The 26167-nt window shown below is 40.7% G+C and carries 17 protein-coding genes; 10 read left to right on the top strand and 7 right to left on the bottom strand.

The window, feature by feature from the left end; genetic code table 11:
* Positions 1-11: 11 nt before the first annotated feature.
* The 7 genes from rpmA to HMPREF9304_RS05080 all read left to right on the top strand — a co-directional run bounded on the left by rpmA (position 12) and on the right by HMPREF9304_RS05080 (position 9965).
* A complete protein-coding gene (rpmA, locus tag HMPREF9304_RS05045) occupies positions 12-302 on the top strand; it encodes a 50S ribosomal protein L27 (protein WP_008121848.1) in 291 nt (96 codons plus the stop codon).
* Positions 303-544: 242 nt separating this feature from the next.
* Positions 545-1834, top strand: coding sequence for a serine--tRNA ligase (gene serS, locus HMPREF9304_RS05050; RefSeq protein WP_036927027.1), 1290 nt, complete (start codon positions 545-547; stop codon positions 1832-1834).
* A gap of 14 nt (positions 1835-1848) precedes the next feature.
* Positions 1849-2472: an outer membrane beta-barrel protein gene (locus HMPREF9304_RS13790; protein WP_156104765.1), complete on the top strand. Its 624-nt coding sequence runs from the start codon at positions 1849-1851 to the stop codon at positions 2470-2472.
* Between the two features lie 92 nt (positions 2473-2564).
* The gene (locus HMPREF9304_RS05060; protein WP_036927028.1) at positions 2565-4916 is read left to right on the top strand and encodes a bifunctional dihydroorotate dehydrogenase B NAD binding subunit/NADPH-dependent glutamate synthase; all 2352 of its coding nucleotides are present in this window, start codon (positions 2565-2567) and stop codon (positions 4914-4916) included.
* Entirely contained in the window at positions 4913-5281 is a 369-nt protein-coding gene (locus HMPREF9304_RS05065) for a DMT family protein (protein ID WP_008121840.1), read from the top strand. Before HMPREF9304_RS05060 ends, HMPREF9304_RS05065 begins: the two co-directional genes overlap by 4 nt.
* A 505-nt stretch (positions 5282-5786) precedes the next feature.
* Positions 5787-8510 carry a TonB-dependent receptor domain-containing protein gene (locus HMPREF9304_RS05075; RefSeq protein ID WP_036927059.1) on the top strand — a complete coding sequence of 908 codons (2724 nt, stop codon included), beginning with the start codon at positions 5787-5789 and terminating at the stop codon, positions 8508-8510.
* Positions 8511-8513: 3 nt separating this feature from the next.
* Complete coding sequence (locus tag HMPREF9304_RS05080; RefSeq protein WP_036927032.1) at positions 8514-9965, top strand: RagB/SusD family nutrient uptake outer membrane protein; 1452 nt, start codon at positions 8514-8516, stop codon at positions 9963-9965.
* Between the two features lie 437 nt (positions 9966-10402).
* On the opposite strand, the gene nqrF is transcribed toward HMPREF9304_RS05080, so the two are convergent.
* The 6 genes from nqrF to HMPREF9304_RS05110 are packed head-to-tail and all read right to left on the bottom strand — an operon-like array spanning position 10403 to position 16226.
* On the bottom strand, positions 10403-11674 hold the full coding sequence (gene nqrF / locus HMPREF9304_RS05085) for an NADH:ubiquinone reductase (Na(+)-transporting) subunit F (RefSeq protein ID WP_008121835.1): 1272 nt from the start codon (positions 11672-11674) through the stop codon (positions 10403-10405).
* Positions 11675-11680: 6 nt separating this feature from the next.
* Positions 11681-12289, bottom strand: coding sequence for an NADH:ubiquinone reductase (Na(+)-transporting) subunit E (nqrE, locus tag HMPREF9304_RS05090; RefSeq protein ID WP_036927034.1), 609 nt, complete (start codon positions 12287-12289; stop codon positions 11681-11683).
* 30 nt (positions 12290-12319) lie between these two features.
* Positions 12320-12946 (bottom strand): NADH:ubiquinone reductase (Na(+)-transporting) subunit D, encoded by a 627-nt coding sequence (locus HMPREF9304_RS05095; RefSeq protein WP_008121832.1) that lies wholly within the window; start codon positions 12944-12946, stop codon positions 12320-12322.
* A gap of 14 nt (positions 12947-12960) precedes the next feature.
* The gene (gene nqrC, locus HMPREF9304_RS05100; protein ID WP_036927036.1) at positions 12961-13683 is read right to left on the bottom strand and encodes an NADH:ubiquinone reductase (Na(+)-transporting) subunit C; all 723 of its coding nucleotides are present in this window, start codon (positions 13681-13683) and stop codon (positions 12961-12963) included.
* Between the two features lie 4 nt (positions 13684-13687).
* Positions 13688-14851 (bottom strand): NADH:ubiquinone reductase (Na(+)-transporting) subunit B, encoded by a 1164-nt coding sequence (locus tag HMPREF9304_RS05105; protein WP_008121826.1) that lies wholly within the window; start codon positions 14849-14851, stop codon positions 13688-13690.
* Between the two features lie 4 nt (positions 14852-14855).
* Complete coding sequence (locus tag HMPREF9304_RS05110) at positions 14856-16226, bottom strand: Na(+)-translocating NADH-quinone reductase subunit A (RefSeq protein WP_036927038.1); 1371 nt, start codon at positions 16224-16226, stop codon at positions 14856-14858.
* Between the two features lie 273 nt (positions 16227-16499).
* Here HMPREF9304_RS05110 and HMPREF9304_RS05115 point away from each other — a divergent pair, with 273 nt between their 5' ends.
* A complete protein-coding gene (locus HMPREF9304_RS05115) occupies positions 16500-20849 on the top strand; it encodes a translocation/assembly module TamB domain-containing protein (RefSeq protein WP_231564472.1) in 4350 nt (1449 codons plus the stop codon).
* Between the two features lie 46 nt (positions 20850-20895).
* Here HMPREF9304_RS05115 and HMPREF9304_RS05120 read toward each other — a convergent pair whose 3' ends face one another.
* A complete protein-coding gene (locus HMPREF9304_RS05120; RefSeq protein ID WP_036927042.1) occupies positions 20896-21852 on the bottom strand; it encodes a LuxR C-terminal-related transcriptional regulator in 957 nt (318 codons plus the stop codon).
* 552 nt (positions 21853-22404) lie between these two features.
* On the opposite strand from HMPREF9304_RS05120, the gene HMPREF9304_RS14345 reads away from it, so the two are divergent.
* On the top strand, positions 22405-22575 hold the full coding sequence (locus HMPREF9304_RS14345) for a hypothetical protein (RefSeq protein WP_156104766.1): 171 nt from the start codon (positions 22405-22407) through the stop codon (positions 22573-22575).
* A gap of 47 nt (positions 22576-22622) precedes the next feature.
* The gene (locus HMPREF9304_RS05125) at positions 22623-25325 is read left to right on the top strand and encodes a fimbrillin family protein (protein WP_036927044.1); all 2703 of its coding nucleotides are present in this window, start codon (positions 22623-22625) and stop codon (positions 25323-25325) included.
* Positions 25326-26167 lie beyond the last annotated feature (842 nt).

The raw sequence follows: 26167 nt of genomic DNA on the forward strand, positions 1-26167 counted from the left end.
GGAATTCAACAATGGCACATAAGAAAGGTGTAGGTAGTTCTAAGAACGGCCGTGATTCAGAATCGAAAAGATTAGGCGTAAAGATTTGGGGTGGTCAGAGTGTCATCGCAGGCAACATCATTGTTCGTCAGCGTGGCTCTAAGCATAACCCAGGACAGAATGTAGGAATGGGCAAAGACGATACACTATATGCTTTAAGTGATGGTATCGTTTACTTCCAAAAAGGTCGTAAAGACAAGAGTACCGTTTCTGTTCTTTCAGAAGAAGCTTACGCAGAAAAAATGAAAAAAGCAGAAGCTTAACAATTTTCAAACTTATTCCAAACAAACAACAGGATTCCCAATTCTCTACAGAGGATTGGGATTCTTGCATTATGAAACAAACTTTTATTCATATCTTCTCAAACAACCATCAGTAGTACAGAAACTTGACTTAAAATGAAAAACACTTTGACAAACTACTAAAATATCTCCATTCAATGTACTGGATTCAATTAAAAATAGTAACTTTGTGAACAGAACGAAATATTTAAAACAAAATAGATATGCTTACACTTAAACTCATCAGTGAAGAAACTGAACGCGTGGTAAAAGGATTAGAAAAGAAACACTTTGAAAACGCGAAAGAGACCATTGCTCAAGCACTGGACATCGATAAAAAGCGTCGGGAATCACAACAGAAACTTGACAAGAATAAGCAAGAAGCAAACCAGCTTTCTAAAAAGATTGGAGGGCTGATGAAAGATAAGAAGATGGACGAGGCCAATGAGATAAAAGCTCAAGTGGCAGACTTAAAGAAGGAAGCAAAGTCTCTTCAAGATGCAATGGAAACGGCAGAACACGAATTAACCGAATTGTTATGTACGATTCCTAATATTCCAAATGCTGACGTTCCAGAAGGAAAAGATGCCTCTGATAATGTCGTTGTTAAAGAAGGAGGTGTCATTCCTGATTTACCAGACGACGCATTGTGCCATTGGGATTTGTGCAAAAAATACAATCTTATCGATTTTGATTTAGGCGTTAAGATTACTGGAGCAGGTTTTCCCATATATATAGGTAAGATGGCGCGTTTCCAACGAGCCTTAGAGGCTTTCTTCTTGGAAGAAGCTCGCAAATCAGGATATCTCGAAGTTCAACCTCCTTTTGTGGTTAATCAGGCTTCAGGATATGGAACAGGACAATTACCAGACAAAGAGGGGCAAATGTATCACGTGCAATTGGATGATTTATATTTGATTCCTACAGCTGAGGTTCCTGTTACCAATATTTTCCGTGATGTGATTTTAGACGAGAAAGATTTGCCCATTAAGCGTTGTGCATACTCTGCATGTTTCCGTCGCGAGGCAGGCTCTTACGGTAAAGATGTGCGCGGACTTAACCGTTTACACCAATTCGATAAAGTAGAACTCGTGCGGATCGATCGCCCAGAACACTCTTATCAATCTCTTCAAGAAATGCTGAATCATGTGGAAGGCTTGTGCCAAAAGTTAGAACTCCCCTATCATATCTTGAAACTTTGTGGCGGTGATATGAGCTTCACCTCTTCTATATGTTACGATTTTGAAGTTTGGAGTGCCGCACAAAAGAGATGGCTTGAAGTTTCGTCTGTTTCTAACTTTGAGACTTACCAAGCCAATCGCTTGAAATGCCGTTACCGCCACACGGACGATGGTAAAATTGAACTTTGCCATACACTCAATGGCTCTGCACTCGCATTGCCACGCATCGTTGCAAGCATCCTTGAAAACAATCAAACACCCAATGGTATCCGTGTGCCTAAAGCCTTGGTACCCTATTGCGGTTTTGAAATGATTGATGACCAGAACTTCTAAAAATAAGTAGAATAATGAAGTGTAAATATATTTATACTTTTCTTTTCTTATTTCTTTCAATCCACAGTGTAGCACAACATAAGGTGGGCGGAATGACCTTCAAGCCTTATGTTGGCTACAGCTTTGCAAGTATGTTTAACGGAGACCTTGACTTTAGAAAAAGTGTCATGGCTGGTGTGGATATCGAAAAAAGATATTTTAAGCACCTATCTGTCAGCGGAGGCGTAAACTATGCCCCTATGGGAGGTATTTATAATAGTTCTGGCAAAGATAGGTTTGTTTGGAAGCACGATTATATCGCCTTCCCTATCACAGCCAATTGGTATATCTTCAAAGGTTTCGCATTAAAAACAGGCATTCAACCTGCTATCAGTATAAGAAACAGACAAGAAAGTATTGATGCCCCTACCATGATTGATCGCAATATGGAAGGAAAGCTAAATACATTTGATTTGACCATTCCTGTGGCAATTTCATACGAATTATATAACTTTGTGCTGGATATAAGGTGGAATATTGGAGTCACTGATACGGGAAGTGCAGACGCATGGAAGCATGATTATCACATGGTCAATTCCAAGCTACAAGGAACAAATTTTGCTTATGTGTTTTCCATCGGCTACCAATTCGATTGGTAAATACCGCATCTCAAGCCAGCGTAGTCTACTGATAAAACAAACTATAAAAATTGATTATTATATAACCTAAATTACTAATACAAAAAACGATTATGAATAAAATTATTCGTAAAAAACAATTTTCCGAAAAGGTATTCTTGTTTGAAATCGAAGCACCGCTCATTGCAAAGAGTCGAAGAGCTGGTAATTTCGTGATTGTACGAACAGGAAAACGCGGAGAGCGCATGCCTTTAACCATTGCTGATGCCGACCCAAAACGTGGTACCATCACATTAGTAGTACAAAAGGTAGGTAAATCTTCCTACAAATTATGTGAGCTCAACGAGGGCGATTATGTGACTGACGTCGTAGGACCATTAGGAAATGCCACTCACATTGAGAAGTTTGGAACCGTACTCTGTGCTGGCGGAGGCGTTGGTGTGGCACCTATGCTGCCCATCATCAAAGCATTAAAGAAGGCAGGTAACAGAGTGTTGTCCGTTTTAGCAGGCAGAAGCAAGGATCTTATCATCATGGAAGATGAAGTAAGAGCCAATTCTGACGAAGTTATCATCATGACAGATGACGGCAGCTACGGAGAAAAAGGCGTGGTAACCGTAGGTATGGAGAAGTTTATAGAGCAAGAGCATGTCGACAAGGCCTTTGCCATAGGCCCTCCTATCATGATGAAATTTTGCTGCTTGCTTACCCAAAAGTACAACATCCCTACTGATGTGTCTCTTAACACCATCATGGTTGATGGAACTGGTATGTGCGGTGCTTGCCGTCTCACCATAGGTGGAAAAACAAAATTTGTTTGTATTGATGGTCCTGAGTTTGATGGTGCTTTAGTAGATTGGGATGAAATGTTCAAACGAATGGGCACATTCAAGGACGTGGAGCGCTTAGATTTAGAGCGTTTGCAGGCACACAAGGAAGCGGTAGAGCAAAAACAAGTGAAGCCGAAACCTAACATAAAGATGGATGTAGAGCCAACCGATGATAAGTTAGATGTGCTCACTGACCGCAATGCAGAATGGAGAAAAGAACTCCGGGCGTCCATGAAACCAAAAGAACGCACCGCTATTTCGCGCGTTCAAATGCCAGAATTGGATCCTGTGTACAGAGCTACAACTCTTAGAGAGGAAGTTAACAGAGGCTTAACCAAAGAAATGGCAATGACAGAAGCTAAGCGTTGCCTCGATTGTGCAAAGCCCACCTGTGTTGAAGGCTGCCCTGTAAGTATCAACATACCTTCGTTTATCAAAAATATAGAGCGTGGACAATTCCTCGCAGCTGCAAAGGTGTTGAAGAGTACCTCTGCCCTACCTGCTGTTTGTGGACGTGTATGCCCACAGGAAAAGCAGTGTGAGAGCCGTTGTATCCACCTCAAGATGAAAGAACCTGCTGTAGCTATCGGTCATTTGGAGCGATTTGCTGCCGACTATGAACGTGAAAGTGGAATGAGTTCACTCCCCGATTTGCAGCCTGCCAATGGCATCAAAGTAGCTGTTATCGGCTCAGGACCAGCAGGATTAAGTTTTGCTGGCGACATGGCAAAATATGGTTATGAAGTACATGTCTTCGAGGCTCTACATGAAATTGGAGGTGTATTGAAATACGGTATCCCTGAATTCCGACTTCCCAATGATATTGTAGACGTTGAAATAGAAAACCTTCGCAAGATGGGTGTTCACTTTGAAACGGATTGCATCGTGGGCAAAACGATTACGATACAAGAATTAGAAGATGCTGATTTCAAGGGTATATTTGTCGGTTCGGGTGCGGGTCTACCAAATTTCATGGGTATTCCTGGTGAAAATGCTATCAACATCCTGTCGTCCAACGAATACCTCACACGTGTGAACCTGATGGATGCCTCTAATCCTACATCCGATACTCCTATCAATTTGGGCAAACATGTAATGGTTGTTGGCGGTGGTAACACAGCCATGGACTCATGTCGAACCGCCAAACGACTTGGGGCAGATGTGACCTTAGTATATAGACGCTCTGAAGCAGAAATGCCTGCACGTTTAGAAGAGGTGAAGCATGCCAAGGAAGAGGGTATCCACTTTATGTGTTTACACAATCCGATTGAATATTTGACGGATGAAAAGGGTGCAGTAAAGTCAGCTGTATTGCAAGTCATGCAGTTGGGTGAGCCTGATGCCAGTGGACGTCGCCGTCCCGAACCTATCGAGGGCGAAACCATCACTTTAGATGTTGATCAGGTTGTTGTTGCTATCGGAGTGAGTCCTAACCCACTCGTACCACGTTCTATCGAAGGACTGGAACTGGGCAGAAAGAACACCATCGTTGTGAATGAGAACATGCAATCTAATAAACCTGAAGTATATGCTGGTGGTGACATTGTAAGAGGTGGAGCTACTGTCATTCTTGCGATGGGCGATGGACGTCGAGCTGCTTCAAGTATGGACGAACAATTGAAAAAATCAAAATGACGGGTATCTATACCATTCTATTACTCATCTGTAGTAATATCTTTATGACTTTGGCATGGTATGGCCATCTTAAGTTACAACAAACAGGGGTCAGTTCTAACTGGCCTCTGTTTGCTGTTGTTATCTTCTCATGGTGCGTGGCTTTCTTGGAATATTGTTGCCAAGTACCAGCCAATCGTATCGGCTTTGCAGACAACGGAGGACCTTTCTCATTGGTACAACTCAAAGTCATTCAAGAGGTTGTTAGTCTTACAGTGTTTGGCGTCTTTTCCACTATTTTCTTTCAAAACGAAAGCTTGCATTGGAATCACATTGCTGCATTTGGCTGCCTACTCTGTGCCGTTTACTTGATGTTCATGAAGTAATTGCATCCACAATAACAAGAGGTGTGTTAAGTTTTTCCCTGTCCCAGCGGCTTGTAGTGCAGTTTATTCCTGTCACCATATCCAAGAGCCACCTTTGTCTGAAATATCAAAATCATTGACCATTGTGCAATGATTTACAGGAAATCCTAACGAGAAAAATAAACGTTATAGCCTTAATCGTCTATATATAAGCGAAATAACCAAATTTGTTCAATGAAAGCCCTCAATTGGATACTCGGCAAAAAAATAATTGATTCAACTTTTAAAGAAAACAAATATCATTTTGTAAAAACAAATTTGGACCATATTTTTTTGATATTTGTGGAAAAATAGTTTACTTTGCATCGCTTTTTGAACCTTTATAAGGTAAGCAGATTGTATTTGACAACAATTATTTTTTATAATAACAAACGGATTAACAGCAATGAAAAAACTTGCCCTATGGCACAGCGCGTGCCTCGTGGCTTGCATCCTATTTGCGAAAACAGCCGATGCAAAGTCTATGATGCCCAAAGTTATCAACCCTTTGGCAGGTGTAACAAAAATAGAGAACAAAGACAAAAACCTCTTGGATAGCATCAATCTTGATGAGGTTGTAGTAACAGGACAAGGCAACGCCATACGTCGTCGCCGCTTGTCGTCGTCAGTAACGAAGGTATCAGCAAGTGAGCTGCAGAAGACTCCTGCCACTCGTATCGACCAAATGCTGCAAAATGCACTGCCCAATGTGCAACTGTCGCTTACCAACGGACAGCCAGGAACCACCTCTATCATCAAGTCAAGAGGACTGTCATCGGCTTTTGCCAACTCTACACCTATTATATATATAGACGGTGTGCGCATCGACAACCTCAATACGGGTTCTATCCTTAATTACTCAAAACACGGATATGGAGCCAATCCATACACCATTGGTGACATGCCCATGGGCGAGATGGCATCGTCGAGTACGCTCAGCGACATCTCCATTGAGAACATCGACCACATAGAATATGTACCGGGAGGAGCTGCCACCACGCTGTATGGGTCGGATGCTGCCAATGGTGTGATACAAATCTTTACAAAGAAAGGTACCGAAGCAGGCTTCCGAGCCACTGTAACAGCCGAAATGGGGTGCGACGTACCTACCACACAGTTTTATCACTTTCGACGAACTCGCGAATTACTCAACCAAACTGGTTTTCAACAGCGGTATCGCCTGTCCCTGTCGGGTGGCAATCAAACTTTTGGGTATAGCTTAGGAGCCAGCATGGGCGGTAATACGGGAATCATTATTCACAACAACAACGAGCAAAAAAGGTACGACATACGTTTTGGTTCGCATGCGCGATTACACCGCACTTTGGAATATCAAAACTCGTTTGGCTTTGTAGCAGAGGACTACAGACGCAGTCGCAATGGCAATCAGGGCTTTTACACTGGGCTATGGTTTACGGAGGGCGCTGCCGCAGCCAACATGAAGTACCAAGCTGCCGACGGCACACAGCACAATTTCAATGCCGACATCGATGCTGTAGACGACTACCAGTTTGCACAAATGAAAGCTTTTGTGGACAAAGCTGAAGCGCTACAAAACTACAAGGAGTCAGTGAAGCGATTCCAAACTTCGCAAGTGCTTATTTATAAGCCTATGTCAAATCTCACGTTAAAGGGTACTTTTGGGTTGGACTACCGTGCCAATGGCAACAAAGAGATTGTAACCAACCAGTACTTGGTTCACACCCAAGTAAAGCCTGTAGGTACTACAGACGCTGGACGCATCAATAATTTCGACCGCACTTACTTTGGACTGACAGCCGACGTGAACGCACAACACAAGGCATACTTTGAACACGGCATTAGTAATATTGTTACTGCTGGATTTCAATACTTCAACAACCACGACCATCAAGCTATTTACAATGGCTCCAACGTACGCGACGGAGCAAAAGTGATGTCGGGAGCAGGAACACAACAAGCTGACGAATGGATGAGCTACCTGCACAGCTACGGATTTTACGTACAAGATAACATTGGATTGTTAAATCGCTATTATCTTGACTTAGGTGCTCGCATCGACTACAATACTGCCTTTGGCGAGAATGTAAGGTGGCAGTTTTACCCAAAGGTAGGGTTGTCTTACGTAATGACCGATGAGCCTTTCATGCGCTCACTCGTGAGTCGTCGCATACTCACCACGTTGCGCTGGTTTTGTAACTATGGAGTGGCAGGTAGTTACCCACCACCCTTTGCCTATCAAAAGACTGTGGACATCAGTTCCTTTCAAGGTAAGTTAGCCGCCACATTTGGACAATACGGGAATGCCAACTTAGGTCCTGAGAAGAAACATGCCTTTGAAATAGGTTTCGAAGGATCTCTCTTCAACGACCTTTGCTCCGTTGGCTTCACCTACTATCATGCTCGTACACTCGATGCACTGTTCAGCATTCCCACGCTCCCATCTTCGGGACAAGCAGCCAACTATTTGGCAAACATCGGTGATATCCTTAACCATGGAGTAGAAATCAACACTCTCATTACGCCCATCCGTACCAAAGATTGGCGTGTAAGTCTGCGTACATCGTTCAATACCAGCCACAACAAAGTGCTGAGTACGGGAGGAGCAATACCTTTTGCCATAGGAGGCTTTGGTCCCAGCACCATTCAGACGGTGGTGGAAGAGGGCAAGTCAGTAGGATTTTTACGAGGAAACAAAGCCATACTCAACGAAGACGGTACTCTGAAGGAAGTACAGCAAATGCAAGATTTAGGACGCACGGTGCCAATTTTTTATGGTAACATGATGCTAAATGTGAATTATCGGTCGTGGCAGTTCACTATGAGTGGCGACTACCAAGCAGGCTCGTACGTACATTCGTTCGACCGACAGTTCCGCTTTTCCAAAGGACTGAAAGACGATGCCATACCACAAGCGGCTCTCATGGGAAAACCACAAAAGAAAAGCTGGCTCAACTTTACCAATTATTTTGTAGAGAAAGCCGACTTCCTAAAGATAAGGAATATCGCCTTGAGCTACACACACACTTTCACATCGGGCAGGACACCTGTCAAGGCTGTAAACATCGGACTGAACGTGTACAACCCACTAAGCCTTACAGCAGCTTCGGTAGATCCCGAAGCCACTATTGCAGGGGCACGGTCGCAAGGTGCCGTAGCAACAGGTGGACTTAACTATTCCACCTATTCTATGCCTCGTCAATACATCATTTCCATTCAATTAAATTTGTAAAACATGAATAAGTTCATTACACATAGCACAGGATTGGCACTTACGTTCATACTCGCTTCTTGCAGTCTGATAGAGCCAACCGAAGTAGAAAACCCCAATGTTGGAGAAGGCACATACTTAGCATCAGATCGTGCCATGGATATATGGGTAAACGGTGCAGAGAAAGCATTTGCTACCACCATTGCCAAATTTTGTCTCCATACCGAAATTATCTCTGATAACTATTTCAACAACTATACGCGTGAAAGCAAAGTGTTTGACAAACCGGAACTGAAAAACACCGATCCTGATATTGCCGATCTGCAACGTTTGGTTGCTAATCTGCGTGAATCTGCCGATTATGGCATCAATACGGTGAGCCAGCACGACCAACACACCACCGCAGAACATCTGTTCAAGTTACATACGATGAAAGCCTATGCCTTCTTACTAGCAGGTGAGAACTTTCGTGCCTTACCCACCACTGTAGGAGGCAATCCGCTACCAGCTAATGAACAACTGCAACTGGCGAAAACCACCCTTGACAAAGCACTGACGTATGCCACCAACAATCATGAAAAAGCATTGATACACACCCTCAAAGCAAGAGTGTACTATGTGATGGGAAAGGCGCAAAATGCTATTGACGAAAGCAAATTGGCACTGCAAAATAGCAACGACTTTATAGAGCAAGTAACCTTTGACGGCAAGAACAATGTGACCAACAGTATGCAAGATGTTATTTGGAAAACAATGTACCAGCCACTACCCCGTCTCGACTTCCTTGATCCAAAATACTTCCAGCTAAAGGCAACCGATGAATGCCCTATCAGTATTGCGAAAGCCGAAGAAAATTATCTCATCTTGGCAGAAGCCTATCTGTCTCAAGGACAATCGCAACAAGCTAAAAAAGAATTAAATCAACTGTTGCAGCTGGTTGCTAAACGACCAGTACAACAGCAACTTAACGACCAATTGGAAGGACGATATAATGGTGGATTCAAACACTATCCCGATGCAGCTGATTACCGAGTGGCAGCATCGCCCAAGGACCCTTTCCGCAGTGGACTGGTGTTAAATCGTAAATCACCGCATCTGATACAAGTTCCCACGGTGTCGGGCACATCGGTCACTGCAGAGATGATAGATGAATGCAAAGACAACGACGCTTTATTAGAACTTATTTACCTGATGCGTCAAGAAATATTCTTGGCAGAAGGACGACGCATGAGCGACTTGGGCATTCGGCTGCCTATAAGTGACGTAGAAATAGCACACACTCCAGCTGCCAAGACCTATGCAGAACCGCTTATCCCCAAGTTCATTCCCTTGGAGCAAGGCATGGACAACTTCGATATAGACACCGAAAAAAGATTGGTGACCATACATTACAATATGAACCACCTCATCGTCATTAATAAGAACCGACCAGAGGTGGCTCCCCTTTTCACTACCTCCAGCAGCAAAGGCAAATAACTTTGTAAAACTATCTCCATGGAGTAATCGTGTTATTTCCATGAGTTAATGCTGTTATCTGCATAACTTAACCGTGCAAAACAGTCTGTTTTATTGTCCAAAACAGTCTGTTTTGGACAACAATCTGCATGAATTAGTGCTGTTATCTACATGGGTCAGCAACATTGAAGCATGTAGATAACAGGCTTAACTATGTGAGGTACGTAAACACCTTCAAGCAAGAGAGGCGGACAACAAAAATCTGTGAAAGTGATTGACGATAGCGTGGATAGGAATCAGTCGTAGGGACAGCGTTGATCTACATTCTCATATCCATATGAAGAATTGCAAATTCTATCAATAATCAAGTTGCAACAATGATATGCAGAATTGAAAAAAAGTCGCTGATATTCAGCGACTTTTATAATTATAAATAAGTTGTTTTGAGTTGCACTAACTTATCCGAAGTTATCAAACATGATAGATTCAGGATCGACACCAATACTATCTAACATTTTCTGAACAGCGGCACTCATAGGACCAGGACCACACATGTAGTATTCTATATCTTCGGGAGCCTCATGATCCTTTAAGTAGGTATCATACATTACTTGATGAACAAAACCAGCCGTGTATTTTACTCCTGCTTCATCAGCTACTGGATCAGGTCTGTCTAAAGCTAAATGGAAGTGGAAGTTAGGATATTCTTTTTCTAACTCGTGGAAGTCGTCTAAGAAGAAGGCTTCGTTCAGAGAGCGAGCACCGTAGAAATAGTGCATCTCGCGATCTCTTGTGTGCAGCGTTTTGAGCATGTACATAATTTGGCTTCGTAGAGGAGCCATACCAGCACCACCGCCGACCCAAATCATCTCTTTCTTAGAGTCAAAGATTGGATGGAAGTCACCGTAAGGTCCACTCATCTTTACCTTATCACCTGGTTTCAAAGAGAAGATATAACTGGAAGCAATTCCCGTAGGTACATTTTGGAATCCTACCTGTGGACGTGGCTTAAATGGAGTGGATGCAATACGTACCGTCAGCATAATAATATCTCCTTCCTCAGGATAGTTCGCCATAGAGTATGCGCGAACAGTGGGTTCTGGGTTGTGAGCCTTGAGAGATAAGATATTAAATTTCTTCCATGCACCAATGTATTCTTCGCCAATGTCATTCTTGTCGAAATCCTTGTCGTAATCGATAACATCAAACGCAGGAATAGATATTTGAGCATAAGAGCCTGGAATGAAGTCCATATGCTCACCAGGAGGCAATTGTACTTTGAACTCTTTGATGAAGCTCGACACGTTTTTATTGCTGATGACGGTGCATTCCCATTCTTTAACACCTAAAACGGTTTCAGGTATTTTGATTTTTAAGTCACCTTTCACCTTGCACTGACATCCCAAACGCCAATTATTCTTTATTTCTTTCCTTGAAAAGTGAGGACGCTCTGAATCCAAGATTTCACCTCCACCTTCAATCACTTGTAATTTGCATTGTCCACAACTGCCCTTTCCGCCACATGCAGAAGGTAAGTAAATGCCATTTTGGGTGAGGGTACTCATGATAGAAGCACCTTGTGGAACGCTGAGTGTCTTGTCTTCGTTAATAATGATGTTGACATTTCCGCTTGGAGACAAATATTTTTTTGCCACAAGCAAAATAATGACAAGCAAGAGTATTACACTCAAGAAAACAACAATACTTGTTAATATAAAACTAAAATTCATAGCTAATTATATTTTTAATCCAGAGAAGCACATCATGGCAATAGCCATTAGTCCTACTGTTATAAATGTAATACCGAGTCCTTGCAAAGGCTTTGGTACATCACTATATTCTAATTTCTCACGAATAGCACCCATTAACACAATAGCGAGTGTCCATCCTAATCCACTACCCACAGCATAAGCGATGGCATCGACGATGTTACCGATATATTGGGTATTGCTTGGATCCAAGTTGATACGCTGTTGCATAAACATGGAGCCACCCATGATGGCACAGTTTACGGCAATCAGTGGGAGGAATATACCCAAAGACGAATACAATGAGGGACTGTATTTCTCCACCAACATTTCAACTAATTGAGTGATACCTGCGATGACCGCAATAAAGATGATAAAACTAAGATAGCTTAACCCTAATGGATCGAGTATTTTAGTTTGTAGGAGATAATCCACTGGTACGGTGACAAAAAGTACAAACGTCACGGCCATTCCTAAACCAAACGAGGTCTTCACATTCTTCGATACTGCCAAAAATGAACACATTCCTAAGAAGAATGCAAAAATCATATTGTCGACAAATATCGATCTAAAAAATAATGATATGATATGTTCCATAATAATTCTAATTAAAATATTTAGTATCCGTTACTGTTCTTCTTTATAGAAATATGCGCGGTGAATCCAAATAACACATCCTACAAGAATCAATGCCATGGCTGGCATTGCCATCATACCATTATTCATATATCCAAAGTCATAGAAAGACGACGGAATAATCGTAAATCCTAATAAAGTTCCTCTACCAAATAATTCACGGAAAGCTCCCACAACAACTAAAATCATTGCGTAACCTAACCCATTACCTACTCCATCAAGAAAAGATGGCCAAGGTTTGTTCATCATCGCAAATGCTTCTAAGCGTCCCATCAGAATACAGTTGGTAATAATCAAAGCCACATATACTGAAAGCTGAACACTTACATCATACGCATAAGCTTTTAAGATCTGACTGACAATCGTCACCAATGCCGCAACGACAACTAACTGCACAATGATACGGATTCGCATTGGGATGGTGTTGCGAATAATCGAAATAATTACATTTGAAAATGCAGTAATAACCGTCACTGCCAATCCCATGACAATAGCTGGCTTTAATTGTGAAGTTACTGCCAAAGCCGAACAGATTCCCAAGACTTGAACCAAAATAGGATGATCCAAATTGAGAGGGTTTGTAAAGACTTTCTTATTTTGTGTTGAAAATAATGACATAATTATAAATCAATTTAATGAGCTTTTAAGAAATTCATATATGCACCTAAACAAGTCTGCAACATCTCAGTAACACCGTTGGAAGTGAGCGTAGCACCCGTTATACCATCGACTTGCGTGGCAGGGTCTTCCACCTTCTTACTAACAGCCAATGCGATTTTTTGGGGATCTTGAGCAAATAGTTTTTTACCTTGGAATTGATTTTGCCATGCACGATTGTCTTTAATTTCAGCTCCCAATCCAGCTGTTTCACTTTCATGGTCGAAATAAGTTCCGAAGACAGTCGACTTGTCTGCATTGATGGCAATATAACCGTTGATAGCTCCCCATAGTCCCATGCCATAAACAGGTATCACATATTTGGTTTGTCCATCAACCTTACAAACGAAGAGTGCTAACTTTCCATTCTTAAAGTCTGCTGAATTGAGCTTAAAACCGTAGTTTTCTCCACCCTGTTCACCTTTCTCAAGAACATTCCCCTGCTCATCTATGATTTCGTCAGCAAGTACAACTTCTTGATACTTTGCAGCAGCTTCTTCATTATTCAAATCTCTAATATTCAACGAATTTAATATCTGCTTCTTCTTGTCCAATGCAACGTTAGCATCTTGCATAGGTTTCAAAACCTGGAATACAAAAGCCAACAAGAACGCAACAAGAATCACGATAATGATTGAATATATAATCGTATAGGAATTAGAATTGGTATTCAATCCTTTTTTATTTTCTTCAGCCATTGTCTTATTTATTATCAGCAGTTAAACGTTTCATTCTATTATTAATATTGTGTTGAACTACACAATAGTCAATCAGTGGAGCAAACATATTTGCAAACAATATGGAGAGCATCATACCTTCTGGATATCCCGGATTCATGACACGAATAATCACCGTCATTACTCCAATCAGAGCTCCATAGATGTACTTACCCGTCTCTGTGCGTGCAGATGTTACAGGATCTGTTGCCATAAAGACAGCACCAAAACAAAAACCTCCCAAAATTAAGTGTTCATACCATTCAATAGGAGTCATTCCAAGAGATTGGAAAAGCACTGCCATGATTCCACCTCCCGCAAAAACGCTGAACATTGTTTTCCATGAAGCAATGCCAGTGAGAAGTAAGAGTATCGCACCCAAAGCTATCGCAATAACACTTGTCTCTCCAACAGAACCAGGTATTAATCCTATCATCATTTCATTGATGGTATAAGGAATGTCCGTGTGCTGTGCCAACTCACCTAAAGGAGTTGCCATTGTAGTAGCATCTGGTAATGTATTTCCTAATCCAAAAATGGAATGATTAGCTACCCAAACAGTATCTCCTGTCATTACACTTGGATATGAAAAGAACAAAAAGGCACGAGCCGATAAAGCAATGTTAAAAATATTCATGCCTGTACCCCCAAATATTTCCTTGCAGAGGATAACTGCAAAAGCAATGGATAAGGCTAACATCCATAATGGACAGCTTATTGGAATAATGAGTGGCATCAACATACCTGTAACAAGATATCCTTCTTGTATCTCTTCTTTTTTCCATTGTGCCCAGGCAAATTCAATACCTAATCCCACAATATAAGAAACCAAAATCTTTGGTAACAGTGCAAGAAATCCAAAACAAAACATCTCCCAAAAGGAAGCGTTTGCCAATTGTCCTGCAGCAGAATAGTTTTGATAACCAATATTATACATTCCGAACAAAAGCGCAGGCATTAACGCAATCACTACCAAACTCATGATTCGCTTGGAATCAATGGCATCATGAATATGTGCACCTGTCTTGGCTGTTGTGTTCGGAACATAAAGGAAACTCTCAAAACCGTCATAAATACTCCAAAAAGCGTGGAGTTTTCCACCTTCTTCGAAGTGTGGCTTGATTTTATTTAAATATTTTTTCAAACTCATATCTTTATGCGTTTTCTTTACGTAATGTATCTAATCCCTTACGTACGATTTTCTGTAGTTCTAATTTAGAAGAATCAACAAATTCAGCAACGGCAAAGTCTTCTGGTGAAACTTCATAAATACCTAACTGTTCCTGTTTGTCAATATCTCCAGCTATTAAAGCTTTTATCAGATATTCACCAAAGATATCCATTGGCAACACTTTATCATATTCACCGCTCATAATCATGTGGCGTTTTCCTCCTTTAATACGAGCATCCACATCGTACTTCTTTTCTTTCCCCATTAACCAAGAGAAATAACTGTGTGAAGCAGAGAATTGATTGGTTCTTGGCAAAATCCATCCAAATAACTCGTCAGCTTGATTACCTTCTGGAATGACGCATACCTCTGAAGTATGAGCTCCTAAGAAATCATTCAGATGACACTGTCGTCCTGTCAAAGGATTTCCGTTGATAATACGAAGACATTCTCCATCTTCTGGATTTATTTTTTTTGTCACTTGTCCAGCTAAGAGGTCAGATATTGGTGTTCCCACCAAGGTATCAACATACTTTGGTTCGTTCACTTCACTGCCAGCCACAGCAACTGTTCGTGTAAGTTGTACTTTGCCTGTCAAGAACAAACGACCTATGAATATCACGGCAGTAGGCTCAACGGTCCAAACTACTTCGCCTTTATTTACAGGTGCGATGTGGTTAATCTGCACACCGACATTACCCGAAGGACATGGGCCATCGAAAACGGTCACTTCGACATCCTTTGCTTGCGTCAATGCAGTTGCTTTCTGATTCGCATGAATATTCAGATAGGTTTTCGCTATCTTCGACAAAGCCGTTAATCCAGTCTGAAAAGCTTCTTCATTGCCTTGCAGTTCAAACTCAAACTTTCCTGCCAAAGGCATGTTTCTAAAACCTGATACAAAGATAGCTCTCGGACATTCTTTTGGGTTAGTTGATACTGCATAAGGCAACTGGTTGATATAACCAAAGATGCCTGCTTCTAACAATGATTCGATGACTTGCTCGGAAGAAAGTTGGGTTACATCTTTCTTTCCGTAATCAACAAACTCTTGTTGTTGTGAAGTCTCCACGACAACAGCCATTACCTTGCGCCTTTCACCTCTCACGATTGACTTTACTTTCCCACTCACAGGCGATGAGAATTTCACCTCGGGAAAGTTTTTGTTGACAAAGAGTGCCTCACCAGCTTTCACTTCGTCACCAATGTGTACAATCACTTTAGGGGTTACGCCGACAAAATCGTCTGGAACGAGCGCATATTCATGACTCAGTTTCAAGGAAGTTTTTTCTTCCTTGGCTCTCCCTTTAAGATTAATGTCTAAGCCCTTACGTAACTTAATTACACTTACCATAAATTATATAAATTAAACCTTGTTCGAATAAAAAAGTATATACAAATTTTATAAACGTTATCTATTTGGCAAAATTAGTAACTTTTACTGATTAATAAAAGAAATTCCAGGCATTTATTTAGTTCGTACAGAAAAATGATGTAATTTTGCATCCAATTAATAAAGATTGCCCTGAGAAAGTTCAAAAATATATTAAATATTGCTTTATGGAGCATTGTAGGATTTTATCTTACAATAGTTATTTTGTTGCACATTCCAGCAATTCAGACTTTAATGGGGCAACAAGCAGGAAGCTATTTATCCAAACGTTTTGGGACACAAGTTCGTGTCGAACGAGTTTATTTAGGTTTTTTGAATCGATTGGTTATTGACGGGTTATTCATGGACGACCAAAAAGGAGTCCCCATGCTCCAAGCTTCACGTCTTTCAATAAAGCTTGATGTATTCTCGTTGATGCGTGGAGGTATCAACATCTCGTCTGCACAGTTATTTGGCATAAAAGCCAATTTATATCAGGCGAACAAGCATGCACAAACAAACTTCCAATTCCTCATCGATTCACTTGCATCTAAAGACACCACTTCACAATCCACACCAATCAATCTAAACTCAATGATTATCCGTCGTGGAAACATCCGTTATCAAGTCCTTGATCAACCCAAAGAAAATCATTTTTCTTTCAATGATTTGGCATTAACAGAGATAAGTTCGCACATTGTTTTTAATCATTTTTCGAATGACTCTCTCAACGTTAAATTAAAAAACTTATCGTTCAAGGAAAAGTCTGGTTTACATGTTAAATCCTTAACTGCTAAGTTAATAGCAAACTCTTCTTCATGTTTTTTAGAGAATTTCAACCTCTCTCTCCCCCATTCGATGCTTCATGTCGATGAAGTTCGCACAAACTATCATCAAAAGAATCATCACATTGATTTATCTACACTTTCATACAAGGGTAAAATCAAAAACTCAAAGCTTACATTAGCAGACTTTTCTTTCTTAGATGCTCAACTCTCCAAGTATACTTCTCCGTTTGATATCAAAACCTCGTTTCATGGAAATCGAAGTTCATTAACGCTGTCTAACTTGCAGGTACAAGCAGACAAGATGCTCAAAGCCACTGCAAACGCAACACTGCAGGGCTTGGATAAAAACCTGAAATGGATGTTGGAGCTTAAAGAATTGGAAGCAACCAACAAAATGTTGACCGCATTTTTCCCGAAGATAGCGCAACAGTCCCCTTTTCAGCACTTCACAAATCTGAAATTAAAAGGTTTGGCTCGCGGTACTCAACAAAACTTCAACATTGATGGTCAGCTGGCATCAAACCTTGGTGAAGTGAAGTTTCGTTTGCATAAAGAGAAAAACAACTACAACGGAGCTTTAGAAACGATAGAGCTTAGTCTTGATAAACTATTGGAAAGAAAAGACTTAGGAAATATTACTTCAAGATTAGAACTGAAAGATTTTCAAAGAAATTCGAGCCATTCTAAATTCCTATTGAAGGGAGATATATCGAAAATTGACTATAAGGGTTACACTTATCAACATATTTATATTGACGGCAACGGTCTACTCAATCCAAAAAATGAGCTTACAAGCTTTGAGGGAGTTGCAAATCTCAATGATCCCAACGGAGAACTTCATATTAGAGGAAAAGTAAATCGTCATCAAACAATTTACCAAGTGCAGTTAGATGCGCAGGCGAAGGATTTACATTTAGCAGCGCTTAATATTTCTAAGAAGTTTCCTCATCGCAGAGTCAGTTTTGAAGTTGGTGCAAATGTTTCTGGTAAATCATTAAAGGATGTAACAGGTCAATTGAGCTTAAATCATCTTAGAATTGTTGATCAGCGTTCGCAATATCAACTCAACAATTTGGATTTGCAGACTGGCTTTGATGAAAAGCATGAACATTTTGTATCCATTAATGGGGATTTTGGAAGTGCTATGATAGTAGGCACATTCGACTTCGATGCTCTTTCTCAAAATGTTGCAAACATCTTGATAGAGAAGTTACCCAGTTTGCAGCACTTAACTCCAATACGTCAACGGCATACCGCTCCCACGAATGCTCGACTTTATGCAGATATTCGTAATACAGATTGGGCGCCCTACTTCTTTGGTGTTCCATTTGTGCTACATCAACCGCTACAAATTAGTGGAACGATGGAGAGTTCACAGAATTTAATGAATGTCCATATTACAGCACCAGATTTTACTTATCAGGGTAAGAAATATTATCAATGCTATGCTCATCTTCAAACACGACAAGATACACTTTGTCTGGATGCCGAACTGAATCGTTTGAACAAGCAAGACAAGAAATGGTCATGGTCGGTAAAGTCTGCAGCTGCCAACAATCATTTATTGACAAAACTCTCTTTTGATAATCATGAAGCGCATCCCTTCCGAGGCACTGTCAACACAGAAACACAATTCTTCAAGAATAACAAAGGAGATGCGGCTGCCCATATCAGCATACATCCTTCTGAAATATTAGTTGAAGATAGTATTTGGAGAATAGAACCCTCTGACATTATTTATAGTAAGAAGCATTTGAATGTAGATTACTTCTCTATTCACCACGATGAACAGCATGTCATTGTTAGTGGATTGGCAACCCGCAATCCTAATGATTCGCTCTTGATAGACTTAAAAGATATCGACGTTAGCTATGTCCTAAATCTTCTTAACTTTCATGCTGTAGAGTTTGGAGGTTTATTGTCTGGCAAAGCTGTTGCGTCTGGATTGTTTGGAAATCCGAAAGGTCATGCCGATGTGTTGGTAAATCAATTCAAGTTCGAGACAGGAAGAATGGGCGCCTTAGATGCGCACGTCGCTTGGAACGAAAAGGCTAAACAAATTGACATCAACGCTGTTGCCAATGATGAATACCGTAAGACTCTGATTCGTGGATACGTTTCTCCTGAACGTGATTACTTGGATTTAGACATCTTAGCCAACAACACTCGCTTAGAGTTCTTGGAGGGCTTTTGCGATAGCTTTATGCAACAGGTAGATGCGAATGGTCGTGGTAGGCTTCGACTCTTTGGAAACTTAGGTAGTTTGAACTTAACGGGACAGGTAGTAGCAGATGGAACCGTTGGAATTACGCCCATTCATACTACCTATACCTTAAAGAACGATACGATTAGGTTAGTCCCTAACGAAATTATTTTTAATCATAACATCATTTACGATCGTCACCAACACACCGGACTCCTTAACGGTGTCTTAAAACATGACCACCTCAGTGATATACAATGCGATTTGCATGTGAAGGCAGACCATTTGTTGGCGTATGATACACACGATTTTGGAGAGGAAAACTTTTATGGAACCGCTTATTTAACAGGAGATTGTAACATTAAAACAAAAAGCGGTGAACTGACTATAGATGTGGATGCGACTCCGCAAAAGGGTTCACAATTTGTTTACAATGTTGCTGGCTATGGGCATTTAGATACACAAAAGTTTATTAAATGGACGTCACAAGCCGACTCTATTAAGAATGGTGCGACGAATGAACTCGAACCACTGCAACAAACGACACAGTTTTTACGGGAAATCCCAAGTGACATCCGACTCAACTTCCTTATCAATTGTACGCCAAACATGGAGATTAAACTTATTATGGACAATCAGACAGGCGACTACATCTCTTTGAGAGGGAATGGAGTGTTACGAACCAATTACTATAATAAGGGAACCTTTGATATTTATGGCAATTACGTGGTGGATCATGGCATCTATCGTCTGACAGTTCAAAATATCATCAAGAAGGATTTCCAGTTTAGACAAGGAGGAACGATTGCATTTGGTGGAAATCCATACCTTGCCACCTTAGACCTAAATGCCATTTACACAGTGAATGGAGTTAGCTTAGCTGACTTGAATATCGGAAAGTCTTTCACAAGGAACAATACTCGTGTCAACTGTTTGATGAATATCACTGGCACTCCCGATAAGCCGCAAATTGACTTCAACTTAGACCTGCCAACCATTAACAATGATGCAAAGCAAATGGTATATAGTTTGATGAATAGTGAAGAAGAAATGAAGCAACAAGTTTTGTATCTTCTCGCAGTAGGCAGGTTTTATTCACAAGAAGCCAAAAATGCAGCTATCAATAACCCCACTCAACCCAGTCAAGCAACGTTAGCCATGCAAAGCATTTTGAGTGGAACATTGAGTCAACAGATAAATACGGTCTTAAATTCTGTGATCGACAATACCAATTGGAACTTCGGTGCAAATATTTCCCCTGGAACAGAAGGATTTAACAATGCAGAATATGAAGGGAGCTTGTCTGGACGACTGTTAGATAACCGCCTAAATATCAATGGGCAATTTGGATATCGTGATAATCCAAATGCGACCACTACTTTTATTGGCGATTTTGACATCAAATACTTACTCTATCCGAATGGCAATTTGGCGGTAAAGATTTATAATCAGACCAATGACCGATATTTCACTCGCAACAGCTTAACAACACAAGGAGTGGGCTTAATTATCAAGAAAGACTTTACGAATCTACGTGACTTGTTTGGAAGGAGGCGTCAGAAAAAAGTCAAAACAAAAACTCCAGACGCTTCACCGCAACCCAAAACCAAATAAACAGAAAAGCGGAAACAATTTATTCCTTGACGGTTTGAAAAGCACTTTATAGCTTGACGTTGCGAATATCTATCAGATTATTCACTATTGCGTAAATTGTTAAACCCGATGGAGAATGTATTTGCAGCTTTCGTGCTATATTTCGGCGATGTGTAATCACCGTATTGATAGAAATAAATAGATGGTCGGCAATCTCTTTATTCGTCATACCTTGTACCAAACTGACGATAACTTCCTTTTCGCGCTCACTTAAAATCTCCTGACTATGTGGTACCTGACTGAGCATCGAAGATATCTTAATGGAAACATCACTCTGTCTTAACTTCTTCTCTATATGTCGAATGGCAGGGATAAATATTTCATCTTCTACCATAGAATGAAGCGTAAGCCACTGTTCACAATTATAAATATCGTACAATGTGGCTGTCAACTGATTATTCCTCAGTCCATTAGAAGGTAAATATTTAATAATGATATTCTTCAACTCCTTCAGCTTCAAGTCTGTTTGTCCGTGGTGTTTAGAATAGGTCTCAATATCGTATGTTTCGTTGATTTTACCATTCAACAAATCATCGACATACGGAAAAACATTCTTCTCCTCATACCGCATGTGGTTTCTGATAGAATGTGCGTATTCATCATATAGCCGCAAGATGAGTCGAGCCAAGTTATTGGTTTCGTCCAAAGCGCCTGTCAGTTCCTTTCGAATAAATGGTAATTGAAAATCAAGATAATACGAATGACTTGCACGTAAATATTGAATCAGGGTAGGAATATTCAGTTCATTTGAGTCCTCATCCCCCTTATACCCATTTATGGTGAGGTTCACTATCGCCAGAAAAGTATAAGTATCCACATTCTGACTCTCACAAACTTCACGAACCGTTTTGTCACCAAAGCCTAAGTTAATGCCAAACGATCCAAGACTCTGAAGAACACTATAGTTGTCTCCAATAATGGAAATAAGCTTATCTTCAGGTTCGTACATCTTATGAACTTTCATTGCTTCAATCTTGTTATAACAATATTTGGATACAAATATATATATTTTTTACAATATATCAATCATTATTTTAGGGTATTTATTTTTTTTGATTTCATTATCTCTCCTATATAAGTAGGATTGAGCTTAATTTCCCTATTTAGTAGAACACCTACTTAAAACAAAAAATGTCATTAAATAGTATTCAGATTAATGGTTACTGCTTTTTATTCTTAAGACAATGAAGATAATTCGCATTATATAATAAAGAGGTATTTCTCTAAATTCTTGCAGACAAAAGTGCTAAAAAATTGTGATATTATCAGTTAATTAAATCAAAAAAAAAAAAGAACTGTAAAACCGTTGCAGATAAGAAAAAATAGCGTAAATTTACAACTCAAATTCGAAAATTAGAAAACGATAACGATATGACGAAAATTGATAGGTTTTCCTTTTGTTATGTAATCATCTTCGCATTATGCGTGAGAGATACCCTAAAACATGACTTCTTGAAATGTCTTCATGACATTTTTTATACCAGCAAATTGTCCAATAATCAATAAAATTACAACTATGAGAAAAAAGTACATAAAACCTTCGTGCACAGTGATACATACCAAAATGGATGTAGCTATTTTACAAAATTCGGATATTCCCTTAAAGTCTAATGAACCTATTCTTGACATCGAAGAAGTAAAACGAGTGGATGATGGAGAAGAGGCGGTAGACTGGGAGATGAATTAGACGCTCCGCCAAAGTATAACATTTTATTAAAACAACATAACAACATCATGAAGAAAATGACACTATCAACCAAAAAATATGTGGAGAGTTGTGCGCTGGCAGTCGCTTTTATGCTCCTGCCCACGGCATGCACTGATGATATCGATAACACCGAAAACAATGGCAGCGAAACCACGCACATCACATTCAACATCCAAGACGCTACGCGTACAGCCGACGAAGCATTGGCAAAGGCGATGACAAGCCGGGCGACACACCTGGAAATGCAGGGACTGAAGCCATCAGACATCACCGTACGCACGTTTGATGGGCACTGCTCAGACGGCAGTACCGTAACCATCGTAGAAGAGACAACCCCTGGATTGCCCTCCGAAATAGACGATGTTCAAGCTACGACCCGAGGTGCGCATGTGTTTGTTACAAACGGAGCACTGAGCAATCAATTCAAAGCCACAGCTTTCTTTGGCGCAAATTCTGGTTCTTTAGCTATGGACAGCAAATTCAAGGACCAGACTTTCAATGCGAACGGATCGCCAATAGACGGATCGCTGATATGGAAAGGTAGCCAGCCTTGCGGTAAGTTTTATGCTTACGGTCCCAGTCTGGACGGATTAGGTAACCTGCGAGAAGAGGGCGGCAAGAAAAAGATAGACTTTGAGGTGAAAGATAACGTTGGTCAGCAGTTGGATTTTGTTACCGCTACGTCAGATGTGGTAACTCTCAGCCAAGAGAACAAAAAGGAAAAGAAATGTCCTCCGATAAAGCTGACGTTCAGACATCCGCTTACTGCTTTGCGCTTCAAAATAGGGAAGGACGTCTTGGGTGTTGGTAAAGATGACAATATCTCAAGTGTGACCATTGCCAACGTCAAGGCGAAAGGAACATACATCCTACCAGATGAGAGCAACAAATTTGGCACATGGGAACTTTCCAGCGATGAGCCTACCTTTTTTGAGCTAACAAACTACGGTGGTAAATATGGATTCAAAACCGAGAACAATGTGTGCATCGTAGGATCGTCAGAGCATATAGCGAATGACTTCAACACCATGTTCATGATTCCACAAGAGGGAGATATTACCATCAGGATTGCTGTGGGAGGAAAAACCATTACAGGAACAGTAAAGGCACACTGGAAGCCTGGCACGACCAAGACCTATAGCTTTTATCGCAAGACTGGAAAAAGCGACTATCACTTCACAGTGAATGGCGGAAAGGTGTTGACCTATGACACAAAGACGCAACCCCAGACGGAAGCTGTGCCCTTTACCGTTACAAGCTACAAAACAGGTGGTACGCCATTGGGATGGACAGTTGAAGGATATGAAGTGTCTACCGATGGCGGTAATCACTGGAATGCTATCAATGCTTCAGAGGCTGACAAAATGATTAAGCTGGATAAAACATCTGGTGCAGGTGCTGCCACTACGTCGGGTGAAAAGGTGATGGCAACCGTGCATTGGGATGTTGTTGACGAAGTGGCTGACAGGAACAAGACGTTACAAAACAGTCCAGTACACGGTTCAAGTTTTAGTCCATTCAACCTGGCTACGAACAATCCTGGGTACGATGTAAAAATGGGTGGAAACACCGCCAACTGCTATATCGTTTCCGCCCCTGGTACATACGCCATTCCATTGGTCTATGGCAACGCCATTAAGAACGGACAACCCAATCCAAGTGCTTACGACACCTCTCGCAAATGCTACAAAGACTATCAGGGAAAAGAGATAGGCTCCCCTTATATCATTGGTGGTACGAAAGCCAAGATTATTTGGCAAGACGGCAATCAGGTAAGCAACAATGTGTCGATACAAAACAATAATCTTGTCTTTACCGTTGATAAAAAGAATATAAAGAATGGTAATGCCGTTGTGGCAGTAACCGACAAAGACGGCGTTGTCATGTGGTCGTGGCACCTATGGTTTACGTCTCCAGAAGCATTGAATACTACGACTTTGGAAAAAGGAACAAACATAATAAATGTGGTAGCAAAAGAGCCGCTGGGACTTGCATACGTTAAATGGCTGCAAAGCAAGAACAGCAATGGAACGGCAAGAACAGAGGATAGGCACATAAAAATAAAACTCAAGCAGAACGACAACAACGGCCAGACCGCCACGGTAGAGATTATCCAAAAGCCTGTTTACTACAGAGAAATAAATACCACCTCTTATCAATTTGGTAGAAAAGACCCAATGCCTAATATTGATGTGGCTGGATTCAACATTGAACCTGCTGAGACAGATGGCAAACGAATACAAGACTTCATCCAAAATCCTGGTACTTTCTATACGGGAGCGCATCTCTATTCAGAGTTCAACAACGGAGAAACCTATTCGCTTTGGGCAAGCAACACAACCTTGGAGAATCACGATTTGACAAATACAAATAAGTCAATTTACGACCCATGCCCCGCAGGATACAAGGTTTTGCCAGTGGCTTACATTCCTATTTTCACCAATAACGGCAGCTATACCAAAGGAGATTGGGACGCTGGCAGGTGGATACAGAAAAATATGCAGAACTACTATCTATTGTTTGCACCAGCTGGTCGCAATAATCTGACAGGACAGGTAGAGGATGCCGGAAAGCGTGGACTCTATTGGGCAGCCTGCGTAAGTAAAAAAGCGAACTTAAGCGGTTTGGTGTTCTCGCCATCATCGCCCTCTACCAAAGACATCTCCAATGTGCTTGGAGCTGGTTTCGCATTTAACAGCAGTTGTGGTATATTGCCTATTGCGGAGTAGTTATAAAGGGACAAGTGGAAATATAAGCACCACTTGATGATAAACACCTTCAAAAAAAAGGGAACAAACTCAATGTGATGTTTGTTCCCTTTTTTTTGAATAACATTTACAACCGCTATCTTACCGAACAAGCCCAAAATACATGGCTATTTTTACAAGCAATGATATATTTTTGTGATTGTAAACAATGGAGAAGAAATCAACAACGAAATCAGCAGAAAACACAAAAACGTGAGTGTAATATAAAGGAAACTAAACAACGTAGACGTTTTTCCGAAAGCGAAAAGAACTGTATCCTCTCTCCTATCCCTCAACAATGGTAAAAGACAACAACGGTGTTTTTCGCATTTTTAGATATTACGAAACGTTTGAACTGGCTGTCTCAACTGAACTTCACGAATTTACTCGGTATGTTCGTGTTGCTCCATTATAGTGTTGGTAACACATGGATGGAAGGATAATTATTACTGAATTTCCTTTACAAAGTGCCTCTCAAAACTCGCGTGTAAATCACCAACGGCAAAGTGGGTCGCAAATACGCGAGTTATGCGCGAGGTTTATAATCGCTTGTTATTGAACATGTTACAAATAAAATCTCTCCTTTTACTCCCTTTTCCCCAATTTTTCTTCGACTAACCCATTGAAATAAGCTAACAATTTGCATGCTTTAATGGGCTTGATACATGCGAATAACACCGCTAATGTATGTTTCCAAGCCCGTAAAGTCAATGTTTCAGCTTCGAGAGACGTTTATTTTGTTAAAATCAGTGCATTTTTGCATCTCGTTTGCCTATTGATTTTTTCTATTTTGAAGATTTTAGATGGCCGTTTTTTGGTAAAAT

Origin of the sequence: Hoylesella timonensis S9-PR14 (assembly GCF_000762405.1) — a bacterium.
GTDB lineage: Bacteria > Bacteroidota > Bacteroidia > Bacteroidales > Bacteroidaceae > Prevotella > Prevotella timonensis_A.